Here is a 13,807-nt window from a genome sequence, read left to right on the forward strand (position 1 = left end):
ACAGCAAGTGCTGTGCAGTGGCATGGCGCTTGTTAGAATAAAACAAAATAAAATATGAGTATGCAGGATGCATAAAAATATCTCGGGAACGATGTTCTATTCCTTGTTATTCGCGATGGGCGGCGCACCGACCATTGCGATGCTAATTATACGTGCCCAAACTCGGGATCCTGACATTATTTATGGGGCATTCATTGGCTTGAGCGTGATCATTGCCTGTGTATTGGTACCGGTCATCTTACTGCAGAATGCTTTTCTATTTTTTAAGCGTAAAAGTGAAATTTTAGAAGAAAAAATTAAACCTTTGTGTCATTTATATTTAGGTTTAAATATTGTCTGTCTGATTTATTGGCTTGCGATACAGTATTGGGGTTAAAATTACATAAAATATAACAAGATGAAGTAATTGTACATTTAGTTGCTCCGGCCTTTAACTTATAATTTTTTTATAATGTAAATTAACCTTTTGCTTATGGTGGAGTCACTATAATGAAAAATAAATTCTTGTTAGGTATGGGTGCAGTCGCAGCCATTACTTTGTCTGGTTGTACAACTATTGCCGATATTGCGGGCGCAGATACAGCGACTTTAAATGCTTCAGCCAGCCAAAGCTACAATGCCATGGTGGCAGACGCTAAAGCGAAAGGTCAGCTGGATACCAGTTCAGCGACATATAGTCGTATTAATGCTGTTTTTAACCGTTTAAAACCTTATGCCAACCAGCTGAACCAAACGGGTACTGCATTCCAATGGCAGTTAGCCGTACTAAAATCTGATCAGGTCAACGCTTTTGTGGCACCTGGTGGTAAAGTGGTGTTCTATACCGGTATCGTGAACAAGCTGAATCTGACCGATGCTGAAATTGCAGCCATTATGGGTCATGAGATGGTCCATGCCCTAGAAGAGCATGCGAAACAGAAACTTGGTGCACAAGCCCTGACTGATCTGGCATTGGGTATTGGTTTAAATGCAGCGGGCGTAGGACAGGGTGGTGCTGCAGTAGCACAATTGGGTAGCCAGATTGGTATCGGCTTGCCTTACTCACGTAACCTAGAAAGTCGTGCGGACCAAGGTGGCTTAACCCTTATGGCACGTGCTGGTTATAACCCGAATGCAGCGATTACGCTTTGGGAAAAAATGAACAAGCTTGAAGGCGGCAGTACGGGCGCAACCTTCTTGTCTACTCACCCATCGAACAGTCAACGTATCGCAGCAATGCGTCAAAATCTGCCAGCAGCAATGCAGATCTATAACAAACGTTAATGATTGCGTAATTTGAGTGATTCGCGATTTTAACGATGAAAAGCAGGGCAGTAGTCCTGCTTTTTTATATTTAAAATCTTAAGGCAATAAAAAAGGCAAAGTTTTCACTTTGCCTTTTTGTGCTAAAGACTGGGAAGCCTTAGTGGTGGTGACCACCTGCACCGTGTACGTGACCGTGATCAAGTTCTTCTTGAGAAGGTTCACGGATAGACACGATTTCAACTTCGAAAGTTAAATCTTGACCAGCAAGTGGGAAGTTAGCATCAACAACTACGTTATCACCTTCAACTGCTTTAACAGTTACGATTTGAACGCCGTCATCAGTTTGTGCTTGGAACTGCATGCCTGCCTGGATGTTGTCTACGCCTTGGAACATTTGTTTAGGCACTTCTTGCACTAGCTCTGGGTTATATTCGCCATAGCCTTCAGCAGCAGGAACATTTACAGTGAATTTTTCACCAACAGTTTTGCCTTCTAAAGCTTTTTCTAAACCAGGGATGATGTTACCTGCACCGTGCAAATAGGCAAGTGGTTCACCTTGAGATTTGTCGAGAGTTTCACCCTCTGCGTTAGTCAATGTGTAGTGGAAAGAAACCACGAGGTTATTTGCAATAGCAGTCATATTAATTGATCCATTCAATTTTTTAAGGGTACATCATAAAGTGAAATTGTATTTTTGTAGACTAAAAATAGCAAAAAAATGCAATTTGACATGTTTAATGACGATTTTTTCATATATGAGGACAATATTTACAATTTCAATGCAATTTCAGCTTGGGTGCAATTTTTCGTGTAACAAAGTCTTTGGCAGTTAACAGACCAGCATGGGTATAGCCATGAATGGTGGCCTGATGAATCCGGTACAGGGATACATACATGGATTTCGCGACAAAGCCTTGAACATTGACCTGACCCAATAATTCACCGACAGCGCTGTTTTGACTTAAAGACACTAATGAACCTTTGTCAGAAAACTTGAACATCGGTAAATAGCTTTCGCCATTAATGCGTGCTTTTAAGGCTCGGACCAGAAAAGCGGCCTGCTGGCTGGCGACCTGTGCACGGGGGCCTAAAACCGGTTGATCTGCTTCAGGCTGACAGTGAGCACAATCACCAAAAACGAAAATATCCGGGTCTGACAAAGTTTGCAGAGTTGCATAAACTTTTAGGCGATTAATGTTGTCTTTTTCCAGCTCTTTAAGTTTTGCCAGAACTTCTGGTGCTTTAATTCCAGCAGCCCAGACTTTAATTTCTGCTTCGAGGCTTGAACCATCAGCAAAATAAATCTGGTCTTCATCGACTTTAGCGACCCTATGACTGGTTAATACCTCAATACCTAGACGATCGAGTTGCTCCATGGTGTGTTCAGCCATTTTCTCAGACAGTGCAGGTAAGATTCGGTCAGCGGCTTCAATCAAAGTGATTTTGACTTTATTTGGATCGATCTTGTTCAGACCATATTTAAAAAAGTTTTGTTTGGCGATCACCAGCTCGGCAGCCAGTTCTACACCAGTTGCACCGGCTCCAATAATGGCAATTTTAAGCTCACGGGAAGAGGTTTGATTTTGAGCATTGAGATAAAGATGCAGCAGATCCTGCTGGAAGACATCAGCTTGCTGACGGCTGTCGAGAAAATGGCAGTATTGTGCGACACCTTCCGTATTAAAATCATTGGAAGTGGAACCTAATGCCAGCACCAGCGTGTCATAGCTGATGTGTTTCTTCTGTTTAGGCTGAGTTTTTTTAGAAAAGTAATCTGTTTCCAGAACAATTTCTTTAGCCTTACGATCCAGATCAACAAATGTTCCCAGCACAAAGTGATAATGATGAGCTGCAGCATGACTAAAATAATTGGTTTCTTCTGCATGCGGATTAAGTGTACCTGCAGCAATTTCATGCAATAAGGGTTTCCAGATATGTGTCAGTTTCTGATCTACCAACGTGATATGCGCTTGGCCACTTTTGCCTAAGGTTTCGCCCAGTTGAGTAGCTAGCTCCAATCCACCTGCGCCACCACCTACAATTACGATTCGATGTGCTGTCATATATTATTAACCTATTTATTTTTCTAATAAAAATAAGAGAAATTTAGACCAAATATACTATGGCATGGGCAGCAGGCCGTCTTGATTAGAATTGTTATACAAATTACAAAACGTAGCAATTATGTCAGGGGAGGTAAAATTGACGAGAGAAAAGGGAGAAATTTAAGGGGGGTTAGAAGGCAAATGAGAGGCCTTCTAACTGTATTCAGTGTTTATTTCTGGATTGGATAGAGTTTGGCACTTGGTGCATTTTCTGCAAAGATGCCAAAGAAGCTAGATAACCAGCTCAGAAATTTCTGGAAGAAACTGGCTTCTTCAAGTTCCACCATATCTTCAATCTGGATGGTACGAATAAGCTGATTATTCTGATAGACATGAATCGTCGCTAATGGCATCACTTTGGCCATAGGTGCAATTAACTCAGAAGCAGTCATTTCTACATTGATATGGGTTTGGGTTTCATGGAGCGGTTCAATGCTTTGCATTACACCATCACCTGTATTCAACATCACCCGTTGATGGTTTTGATCGAACTGGTTCAGGTCAATGGCATAATTCTGATCATATAAAGATGTCGTAATAATCTGCGGCTGTTTAGTCTGAACCTTAAACATTTTCAAAGTCGATTTGATCACCGGTAATTCAGCGAGTAGCTGTTTGTCTTTAATGGCGACTTCATTACGGGTATAGGTATACGCCAAATTCATCAACTTATGCGACACTTCAGCGCGTTTGGCAGCACTTTTGGTACCTAAAACAACCACGATCAAACGACGGTGGGGCAGTTCCATATCATAAGTTGGACGATTGGCGGTGAGCGCCAGGTTATAGCCGGCTGCACGAGTAAAGCCAGTTTTTAAACCATCGACGCTTGAGTCCACTTGCAACACACGGTTAGTGGCACGGTGGAAATGGTTGTTATAGGTAAAACTTGGCTGTTTGGAATAATATAGATAGTCCGGAGTTTGATTGACCACGGCTGCCGACAAACGCGCCAGATCCGCTGCAGTAGAATAGTGCTCAGGCATGGTAATACCGGCCGGATTCTGGAAATGGGTATGAACCATACCTAAAGCTTTTGCTTCCCGATTCATTCGCTCGACAAAGCTCGGAATATCACCTGAAATTTTTTCTGCCAATGTCACAGCAGCATCATTCGCCGACATGATAATCAGACCTGCCAGAAGTTGATCAATCGAAATCTGCTCACCTTCTTTCAGGTACATTTGTGACTCATCCCACATCACTGTTTTCACAATCGGTGTTGCAGTTAATACTTCACTTTTATCTAATTTACCCGCCTGAATTTCTTTCAATGCAATATAAGCGACCATCATTTTGGTGAGGGAAGCTGGAGCACGTTGAACGTCGGCATTGTGTTCGGCAATGACCTGGCCTGACTGTGAGTCAAGAATGGTCCAGGCTTCTGCTTCAACGCTTTCAGGCAAAATATTCAGAAGGGCAGCATATGAAATTGCAGGCACAAACAGGCTAAGAACTGCAAGCAGTGAGATGATGTATTTCAAAGGTGTTCCTTAATAACCAACCGGTCGATGAACGATTTAATTTTCACGCATGCTATGCCTTTTTTTTAAGGATAGCTAGTCAGAAATGTAGACAAATGCGACAGCTAAGCAATACTGGCCTAAAAAATGCTAAGCTAAGCTATAACTCATTTATTTGTATTTTATATCGCCCATTATGTTGCATTATCAAATCGAATTTGACGATTATCGTCAGCACCTTATTCACGTAACTCTTCGCTTTTTAGCAGACCCAACACAAGTCCTTTCTTTACCGACCTGGATTCCGGGTAGTTACCTGATTCGCGAGTTCTCCAAGCATATTGAAGCAGTCAAGGCTTATGATGAGGATGGACGCCAGCTACAAATCCAGAAGTTTGAAAAGAATAAATGGCGTTTATTCAATACGGATCATGAACTGATTACTGTGGAATATGATGTCTATGCGTATGACCTGTCTGTTCGTGGTGCATATGTGGATCAAAACCGTCTTTATGTGAACCCGGCTTGTGCATGTTTAGGGCTGGAAGGTCAGGAACATAAAGAAATTGAAGTAGAAGTATTCCTGCCGGATGAACTGAAACATTTCCAGCTTGCGACGGGCATGCAGGCCAAAACTCTGGTCAAAGGTCGTTATACCTTAAAAGCTAAAAACTATGCTGAACTGATTGATGCGCCGTTTGAACTGGCAGAGCAGACCCGTTTCAGCTTTGAAGCCAATGGCATTCCGCATGAGTTTGTGGTGTCAGGCAAGCATGCGATGAATGAACAGCGTATGAAGCAGGACATTGAAAAAATCTGTGCGACAGAAATTTCCATGTTCGGTTCTGCGCCATTCAATGATTATACCTTTATGACCATAGCCACCGGGAACAGCTATGGCGGTTTGGAGCATCCAAACTCAACCAGTCTGATTACACCGCGTGATGATTTCCCTAAAGTAGATGAGCCTGAAGAGCCATCGAAAGATTATCAGCGTTTCCTTGGCCTATGTAGTCATGAGTATTTCCATTCATGGTTAGTGAAATTTATTCGTCCAGAAAACTTCGTGAATTATGATCTAAATAAAGAAGGCTATACCTCTTTGCTTTGGATCTTTGAAGGGTTTACGTCGTATTATGATGACCTGATTCTGCTCCGTAGTGGCGTGATTAATCAGGAATCTTATATTGCATTGCTCAAAGCGCAGATTGACCGTTATTTGCAAAACCCGGGACGTTTTATTCAGTCAGTATCTGAGTCTAGCTTTGATGCCTGGGTAAAATTCTATCGTCAGGATGAAAACTCAAATAATGCCGGTACCAGCTACTACAATAAAGGCTGTTTAGTTGCACTTTGTCTGGATCTAGGTTTACGTCTGCGTGGCTCAAGTCTGGACGCTTTGATGCGTAAGCTATATGAAAATACGCAAAATGGCATTCAGGTCAATGAACGCACTATTTTCGAATTGTGTCAGGAATTGACTGGTGATAACTGGTTAGAACAGATTAATCACCTGATCAATACTACTGATGAATTGCCATTAGATCAGTTATTACCTGAATTTGGCGTGAGCTATACCCTGAAAAATGACAAGTCATTACCATTTGGTTTGAAACTTGTAGATAAGCCTGAAGGTGTGCTGGTTCAGTCTGCACGTCGTGATGGAGCAGGGGTGAAAGCGGGCCTTTCAGCGAATGATGTGATTGTGGCGATTGATGGACTTAAAGCAACGACGAAACTTGTCGAGAAATATGCGAAACAGGAAGGTACGTATACTGTCCATGCATTCCGTCGTGATGAGCTGATGACTTTTGACGTTCAAAATGGTGGTTCTGAACTGACTGAAGTTGAATTGAAAGTTGAAGATCAAACTAAAGCTGAGAAATGGTTGAAAGCTTAATTTAGCATTTGCTGTTTTAAAAAACCGGTGTTGATGCACCGGTTTTTTTATTGCATTAAGTTTTAGAATAATTATTTAACGATCAGTCGTGAGGTTCCACGGAATTCAGCCACGATTTGATCTTCCTGATTCAGGATCTGAATATCGTAAATCCCACTGCGACCGCTACTGGCTTTATGTTCAGCTATGGCGGTAAGGGTATCACCGAGCAGTGCCGGTTTCAGATAATGAATACCACAATGTTGGCCGACTGCTGGGTATTCGCCGGTATTGCAGGCAATGGCAAATGCAGCATCAGCTAATGCAAAAATCACAGCGCCGTTACAGGTCTGATGTCCCTGTAAATGTTGTTCAGACACTTTAAGTTCAATCTTCGCATGATTGTGGTTATAGGAAATTAGATGTGCACCGAGATACTGAATTAATCGGTCCTGATTAAACATCTGGTTCACTTGCTGATCCATTGCAGAACTCCTTTTTTAGATACACTTTGTTTTAAAAATATTAATTATGTGAATCATAAATAGCACTCTAGGAGATAAATAACAAGCGAAAGCCAGATGAATGATGCAATGCAGCTGTTTTACGCTTCAAAATAAAGCGCCATGAAAATGACGCTTTTAGGGATTAAGAATTAGTTGCCACGATAGGTTGAATAACCATAAGAGCTCAGTAATAACGGAATATGATAGTGCTCCAAAGCACCGTCAATCGTAAATACCACAGGTACTTCAGGGAAGAAGGTGCGTTGATTATTGGCCTTAAACCAGTCACCGGTTTTGAAGGTCACTTTATAGATGCCTTTCTGTAAAGCTGTATCTTTAGGATAAAACTCTTTGATACGGCCATTGGTATCTGTTTTTAACTCATTCAGTTTTACCCACTTGTCACCCTGCTGAGCTTCCAAAATCACCGCGACATTGGCGGAAGGCAGACCAGTTTCCTGATTCAGCACATGCACACTTAAAGGATTCTGTGCAAAAGAAAAGCTTGCTGTCACCGCTAGAAGAGCACCAAAAATAATTTTTTTCATAGGTCTGTTCCTATTCAATAGATAGATAAAATTAAAGTTGTTTTAAAGTATGTTGAATGCCTTGTGCGGCACATTGATGATCCTGTTCAGAGCCACCAGAGCCTGCAACGCCAACAGCGCCAATGAGCTGGTTTTTATAAACCACAGGTACCCCGCCGCCCAATAATAACAATTCATCCAGGGTATTTAAATTTTGTGCATCCGGGTTCTTTTGTGCATGACGCATGAAATCCAATGTACTGGTCTTAGTCGAGTATGCAGTAAAGGCTTTACGCTGTGATGCAGTTAAATTGTGAATTCCGACAGATTCATGCCGTTGACTGGCCAAGACATTGCCGCCTTGATCCAGTACTGTGACTGCAGCGGGTTTGCTGGCTTTCTGACAAGCTTGCATGACGTTCTCAGTAAGCTGATTTGCTGTACTCAAGTCCATAATATAGGCCGTTTTTAATTCAGCATGGCTTAAGCTAACCATTGCTAAACTCGCTAGATATAAAAATATTTTTCTCTGATTTAATCTACTTCTCATGATAATGTTCAGTCATATAGAAATTGAGAAGATCATAATCAAAGAATGGAAGCTCATGGATGACAATCAGATTACCAATTTGTAATCTTTGCGCCGTATGAAATTGATTAAACTCAGCCCATGCATATTTTAATTGTAGAAGATGAAACCAAAATTGCCGGCTTCTTGGCTACAGGCTTAAATGAATCCGGCTACCAGACTACACAAGTGGGTAATGGCCTGCATGCCTTATCGGTGCTGGAACAGCAACAGATTGATCTGGTATTGCTGGATGTGATGCTGCCCGACCTGGACGGCTGGCAAGTCCTCAAAACCTTACGTACTTTTTCTAAAGTTCCCGTACTTATGCTGACTGCCAAAGATCATGTGCTTGACCGGGTCAAAGGATTGGAACTGGGTGCAGATGACTATTTAACCAAGCCTTTCTCTTATATCGAACTCTTGGCCAGAATAAAAAGCCTGCTGCGCCGTGTACCGAAAGTTGAACATGAAATGTATCAGGTGGCCAATTTAGAGCTGAATCGTTTAACCCGGGAAGTATTTCGAGACCAGCAAAAAATTGAGCTTACCCAAAAGGAGTTTGCGCTTTTACAGTTGCTGATGGAACACCAGTCCGAAGTTTTAACCCGGACACAAATTGCTTCACTAGTCTGGAATATTAATTTCAATACCGACACCAATGTCGTTGATGTTGCCGTACGCCGATTACGTTCTAAAATTGATGACCATTTCAGTCCAAAACTTATTCATACTGTACGTGGTATGGGTTATAAGCTGGATGTGCACGCATGAAAATGCATTTGGGCACACGTCTCGGCATCGCTTTTGGCCTTATTTCCTGTATCGTTTTTTTAAGTATCGGCGGGTTGTCCTATCACAATATGCAGCAGATGGTGCAACAACAGCAGGATGAAGCTTTGGCCTTGCGGATTTCCAGAATAGAAATATTTCTGGCTGATCAGCAAAGCTTTCAGGTGCTGATCGAGCATCCGGAGCTTTATGAGAATATGCTTGGACAGGAAGATAACTTACTGATTCTTAAAAATGCTCAGAATACCTTGATTGACATTAATCCTTTAAATATCGCTATTCCTCTATTGGATTATCACACCAAGCTGAATTATCAAAATAATAAGATTGAACAACCCACGACCCGTTTGGCATTTAAGCAAGTGGACTTTAATGGACAGTCTTATCAACTGATTACCGGTAAGCAGCTCGCAGCAGGGCAACAGGTTTTAAAACATTACCTGATAAAATTAGTGATCTACACTCTGCTTGGTATTATTTTATCTACTTTGTTAGCCTGGCTGATGGGACACTATCTACTGCGATCCATGCGCCAATTAATTTACGCCACTCAGCAAATTAATGTGCAGCAGCTGGATCAGCGTATCGAGTTGCCATCCCGAACTATTGAGGTGCAGCAACTAACAGAGGCTATGAATGCCATGCTGGACCGAATACAGCAAGGCTATGAACAGTTGGCCCGATTTTCTGAAGATATTTCCCATGAATTACGAACGCCCCTGAATAACTTGATGGGGCAAACCCAGATTGCCTTGTCGAAGTCACGCAGTCGCGATGAATTAGAAAATTTGCTGTATTCCCATCTGGAAGAGTATGAACGTCTAACTCAGATGATTGAAAACATACTATTTATCGCCCGAGTTGAACATGGCCACTATCAGATAGAAAAACAGACACTAGAACTTAGCCAGATCATAGAAGATTTGCTGGCATATTTTGAGTTTCTGGCAGAAGAAAAAAATATATCTATTTATACGGATATTCCGGCTCAACTGAATATAGCTGCGCATCCGGAACATCTGCAACGTGCGCTTGCCAATTTACTCAGCAACGCAGTGCAGTATGGAAAAGAAAATGGCGAGATCAGAATCACGGCGATGACTGCAGAAAATAGCTGTCGGATTGATGTGCTGACAGCAGGTGTACAGATCCCCGAGCAGCATTTAGCCCATCTGTTTGAACGCTTTTATCAAGTTGATAGCAGCCGGCATCAAAAAGCCCAAACGGGTGGTTTGGGCTTGGCGATTGTACAGTCGATTATGCAGTTGCATCAGGGGGAAGTTCAGGTGAATAACCATCCTCAAGGTGTGGTCTTTAGTTTGATCTTCCCGATCTAAGCAGTGGCTTAACGTGTACGACGGCCACGACTCTTGGTATTTGGACGGGTGGTACCATTGGTCTTGCGACGTGGTTTTTCACCTTCTTCCATTTGCCAGATACGCGGTGTACCGGTTTTTTTCTTAGTGCCGTCTTTAGTTACTTTCTTGTTAATTGGTTTACCACCGGTACCACCCGGTTTTTTCACATAAGAGCGCGAGCGGTAAGGTTCTTGAGCAGGCACATCTTTAAAGTCTGGATAAAGTAGGGGTTCAATTTCTTTTGTTTCACCTGGCTGTAAGCCTAATTGAACCAGATCAATCGAACCGATTTTGGTGCGGATCAAACGTAAGGTAGGAAAGCCGACTGCTGCAGTCATACGACGAACTTGGCGGTTACGGCCTTCACAGATTGAAATTTCGACCCATGAAGTTGGAACAGAAGCACGGAAACGTACAGGAGGATTACGCTCCCATAACCATTCCGGTTCAGTGACTTTAATTGCTTTGGCTGGCAGCGTAATACCGTCATTCAGTTCAACGCCCTTACGAAGCTGTTCCAAAGCTTCTTCGGTTATATCACCATCGACCTGAACCAGATAGGTTTTGAATTTTTTGCTGGCTGGATTGGTAATATATTGGTTTAAACCACCATGATCGGTCAGGAACATCAAACCTTCAGAATCCATATCCAGACGACCGGCAATACGCAGATCCGGATCGTCTACGAAATCTGCCATAGTCTGATGTTTTTCATCTGGACGAAATTGGGAGAGGACGTCATAAGGCTTGTTAAGAATGACAATTTTCACTTTAACCTACTAAAATATATAAAATAATTCTGGTGTGGAAGTCATGTTGCCCATTGTGATACTCCTTTATTTACAAGTAGGAGATAAGGGAAGACATAAAAGAGTCCACTAAGTGGAAGCTATCATAGCAGATTCTGATTTATCTTCCTTGAATTTATGTTTTGTATCTAATCTGATTGCGACCATGCCGCTTTAAAATGATGTACTTTTTGTATTCAAATATGATCTTCCGTTTAAGAATGTTAATCCTCAATGATCTTCATTTTCTACTGAACTTGTCGAGTCAGTTAAGGGAAGATCAGACAATTCAAGGCTAAGCAAAAAATTGACAATGATTTTTTATAGATCTGAAATGGTCTTAACGGATTTACATACCATACAAAAGCTTTCCAAACTGGCTTAGACCACTACAAAGCAAGCTGATATTTTAATTTCACAGTTTCTAATATTTTTAATTTTGAGGTGAACAATGAAATTGTTGACTTTAATTAGTATGGGTATTGCAGCGAGTTATTGTTATAAAACCATCAAACATAACAAGCAAAATCTTTCAAATCTAAGTTTTGATGAAGTGATAAATCAACACATTTTACGAGATTTTATAGCCTGAGCATTACTTATATTTACTGCTAGTTTAATTTGATTATAAATAGAAAATCTCAACATATATTGTTGGGATTTTTTATTTTTATCATTTAAATATTTTTAGATAAGATGAGTAAGAAAAGTTATATCAAAATTAAAGTTACATGATTAATCTATTAAATAGTCAATTAATACAACTCTATAAAGCAATGTAAACGAAAAATTCAAATCTTCTGCTAAATTAAAAAATAAACCAAATGTGTGGAGGTCTGTATGAGAAATATACCAGAAGGAACCCAGGTTATTCATCATATATCAGCTCAGGACTGTGCATTCTATAAGGAAGAAAATGGAATTCTGAAAGTCTGGAATAGTGGTACTTGGGTGAATGCGATTGTACCAAATCTGGAAAAGATGATGGAGCTTGATTTCGAGTTAGAAGTACTCAAATCTATGTAGTAATTTAAAATTTAAAGATCCTTCTATTTAGGATCTTTAAATTTATATATTGAGGTTTTAAAAATAATAAAAAATGATCTTTATGGAAAAAAAGAGAATTTTATTGAAAATAAATTAGCAGTGTTGATTATTTAAAAATACATATCAGGTGTTTAGTTTTAATTTGATATCAAATAAGGAAAATAAATTATGAAATAGTAAATTAAAACCTATGAAATGACTTAAAAAGACATTAAGTTCAGAAGCTTAAATTTTGGAATGGCAATATATTACATAGAAAAATTTTTTATAAACAAAGATTATTTTATGATTTCAAAGAAATAATCTATTAATTTTTTAAATAAAATTTTTTAAGTAATTGATAATTAAAAAACATATTGATTGATAATTAAGGTTTAATTTATAGTTTTACTCTCTTATGTTGTGTTTTACTTTAGTTTAAATATTCAAGATTATGTAATATTTTGTTATTTGGTTTTATGCTTATGTAGTGTATAAATAATATACAGCTCTCCATGAGGGTAAAACACATGACTAAAGCAGAATTAGCTGTCTCCGCATTGGTCGTATTCCTTATTACCTTGATGGTTTATGGAGTAGGACAATCATTGAGTTATTAAAATAACTTTTTTCTAATGATTCCCGTATGTAAATAAAGCCCTTCGTGGGCTTTATTTTGTTTTCAGTCTGAATCACTCTTCTGATTTTCAGAATATTCTAGCGCAGCTTTTTGTGCTTCTGCGGCGGCTTTAGCTTCCAAAGGAATAGCATCTGCTGCAATAGTAGAAGTACCATAAAAGCCCATCGTAATGAGTATTAGAATTTTCGAAAACTGTTTCATACAAAATCCTCTAATTTTCTAAAACCTGATTTCAGTGTAGGGGATAAAACGCTTTGGGCATGTATGAGCGGTGTCTGCTTATGTAAGATATTGGGGCTTAGCGTGAAAACCCTTTCACCTTATGTAAGAACAATTATCTTATGAATTATTTTGTAGAATTAATTAAAGAAATGTTTTAGAAATTGAAAATATTAAATTTTCTTAAATTTATAACGAGAAAGATATAAATTTAATAACCTTAAAATTTAATTCCTTTAAAGAAAATATAACCATTTATTGAATAAAATAATGTGGATTAAAAAATAGTTCAAATAGGAATAATAAAAAATATTATAGAGCTAAGAAATTTGAACCTTAGCAGATTCTATGCAAGTAGTAGCACAATCGGAAATTAATAAATTGTTAAACTTGAAAATAGTGGCAAGATGACTCTGAATACAGATCTAATATTCAATCTACCTGATCATCCAGTTATTCCTTGACTGCGAAAACTATGGCCTACATTTTTATAGCCTCTTATACCAAATACACTATTATTGCGTTGATCTGAGTCTGCACTGGCAATTATTATGAAGGTGAATAGTAAGCGTCCGCTGAGCCCCACTTTTTCTAACTCATTAATACCGCGATAGTGTCCACTAAAATTTAAGTGGACACCTATTTATGGATTTAAAGACAGTTATAGACACTGCACCAACGCTAAAAAAGC

Annotated in this window: 14 protein-coding genes; 6 read left to right on the forward strand and 8 right to left on the reverse strand. The window is 39.7% G+C overall.

Features of this window, described 5'->3' with window-relative positions; all coding sequences use genetic code 11:
- Positions 1 to 67: 67 nt before the first annotated feature.
- A complete protein-coding gene (locus FTV34_RS04625) occupies positions 68 to 376 on the forward strand; it encodes a hypothetical protein (RefSeq protein WP_179993214.1) in 309 nt (102 codons plus the stop codon).
- A gap of 113 nt (positions 377 to 489) precedes the next feature.
- Positions 490 to 1,263, forward strand: a complete 774-nt coding sequence (locus FTV34_RS04630) for a M48 family metallopeptidase (protein WP_179993215.1) — start codon at positions 490 to 492, stop codon at positions 1,261 to 1,263.
- Between the two features lie 139 nt (positions 1,264 to 1,402).
- On the opposite strand, the gene slyD is transcribed toward FTV34_RS04630, so the two are convergent.
- The 3 genes from slyD to FTV34_RS04645 form a co-directional block, all read right to left on the reverse strand.
- Entirely contained in the window at positions 1,403 to 1,885 is a 483-nt protein-coding gene (slyD, locus tag FTV34_RS04635) for a peptidylprolyl isomerase (protein WP_004784172.1), read from the reverse strand.
- Positions 1,886 to 2,021: 136 nt separating this feature from the next.
- Positions 2,022 to 3,308 (reverse strand): NAD(P)/FAD-dependent oxidoreductase, encoded by a 1,287-nt coding sequence (locus FTV34_RS04640; RefSeq protein ID WP_180069029.1) that lies wholly within the window; start codon positions 3,306 to 3,308, stop codon positions 2,022 to 2,024.
- 212 nt (positions 3,309 to 3,520) lie between these two features.
- Positions 3,521 to 4,834 carry a D-alanyl-D-alanine carboxypeptidase PBP6B gene (locus FTV34_RS04645; RefSeq protein WP_180069031.1) on the reverse strand — a complete coding sequence of 438 codons (1,314 nt, stop codon included), beginning with the start codon at positions 4,832 to 4,834 and terminating at the stop codon, positions 3,521 to 3,523.
- A 175-nt stretch (positions 4,835 to 5,009) separates the two neighbouring features.
- Here FTV34_RS04645 and FTV34_RS04650 point away from each other — a divergent pair, with 175 nt between their 5' ends.
- The gene (locus FTV34_RS04650; protein ID WP_180069033.1) at positions 5,010 to 6,713 is read left to right on the forward strand and encodes a M61 family metallopeptidase; all 1,704 of its coding nucleotides are present in this window, start codon (positions 5,010 to 5,012) and stop codon (positions 6,711 to 6,713) included.
- A gap of 71 nt (positions 6,714 to 6,784) precedes the next feature.
- Here FTV34_RS04650 and paaI read toward each other — a convergent pair whose 3' ends face one another.
- From paaI to FTV34_RS04665, 3 genes are all read right to left on the reverse strand, one after another.
- Entirely contained in the window at positions 6,785 to 7,177 is a 393-nt protein-coding gene (paaI, locus tag FTV34_RS04655; RefSeq protein ID WP_180004073.1) for a hydroxyphenylacetyl-CoA thioesterase PaaI, read from the reverse strand.
- Between the two features lie 170 nt (positions 7,178 to 7,347).
- The gene (uraH, locus tag FTV34_RS04660; RefSeq protein WP_180069035.1) at positions 7,348 to 7,746 is read right to left on the reverse strand and encodes a hydroxyisourate hydrolase; all 399 of its coding nucleotides are present in this window, start codon (positions 7,744 to 7,746) and stop codon (positions 7,348 to 7,350) included.
- Between the two features lie 31 nt (positions 7,747 to 7,777).
- Positions 7,778 to 8,221 carry a heme-binding protein gene (locus FTV34_RS04665; protein WP_240904205.1) on the reverse strand — a complete coding sequence of 148 codons (444 nt, stop codon included), beginning with the start codon at positions 8,219 to 8,221 and terminating at the stop codon, positions 7,778 to 7,780.
- Between the two features lie 174 nt (positions 8,222 to 8,395).
- On the opposite strand from FTV34_RS04665, the gene FTV34_RS04670 reads away from it, so the two are divergent.
- Together FTV34_RS04670 and FTV34_RS04675 are read left to right on the forward strand one after the other, a co-directional pair.
- Positions 8,396 to 9,067: a heavy metal response regulator transcription factor gene (locus tag FTV34_RS04670; protein WP_180069037.1), complete on the forward strand. Its 672-nt coding sequence runs from the start codon at positions 8,396 to 8,398 to the stop codon at positions 9,065 to 9,067.
- Complete coding sequence (locus tag FTV34_RS04675) at positions 9,064 to 10,422, forward strand: heavy metal sensor histidine kinase (RefSeq protein ID WP_180069039.1); 1,359 nt, start codon at positions 9,064 to 9,066, stop codon at positions 10,420 to 10,422. Before FTV34_RS04670 ends, FTV34_RS04675 begins: the two co-directional genes overlap by 4 nt.
- Before the next feature lie 8 nt (positions 10,423 to 10,430).
- Here the strand turns inward: FTV34_RS04675 and FTV34_RS04680 are convergent, their stop codons facing one another.
- Positions 10,431 to 11,213, reverse strand: a complete 783-nt coding sequence (locus FTV34_RS04680) for an rRNA large subunit pseudouridine synthase E (protein WP_005236402.1) — start codon at positions 11,211 to 11,213, stop codon at positions 10,431 to 10,433.
- 858 nt (positions 11,214 to 12,071) lie between these two features.
- On the opposite strand from FTV34_RS04680, the gene FTV34_RS04685 reads away from it, so the two are divergent.
- Positions 12,072 to 12,257, forward strand: coding sequence for a hypothetical protein (locus FTV34_RS04685; protein ID WP_004784145.1), 186 nt, complete (start codon positions 12,072 to 12,074; stop codon positions 12,255 to 12,257).
- A gap of 682 nt (positions 12,258 to 12,939) precedes the next feature.
- Here the strand turns inward: FTV34_RS04685 and FTV34_RS04690 are convergent.
- Positions 12,940 to 13,098 (reverse strand): hypothetical protein, encoded by a 159-nt coding sequence (locus FTV34_RS04690; RefSeq protein WP_180069042.1) that lies wholly within the window; start codon positions 13,096 to 13,098, stop codon positions 12,940 to 12,942.
- Positions 13,099 to 13,807 lie beyond the last annotated feature (709 nt).

Source organism: Acinetobacter sp. YH16038 (assembly GCF_013417275.1).
Classification (GTDB): Bacteria; Pseudomonadota; Gammaproteobacteria; order Pseudomonadales; family Moraxellaceae; genus Acinetobacter.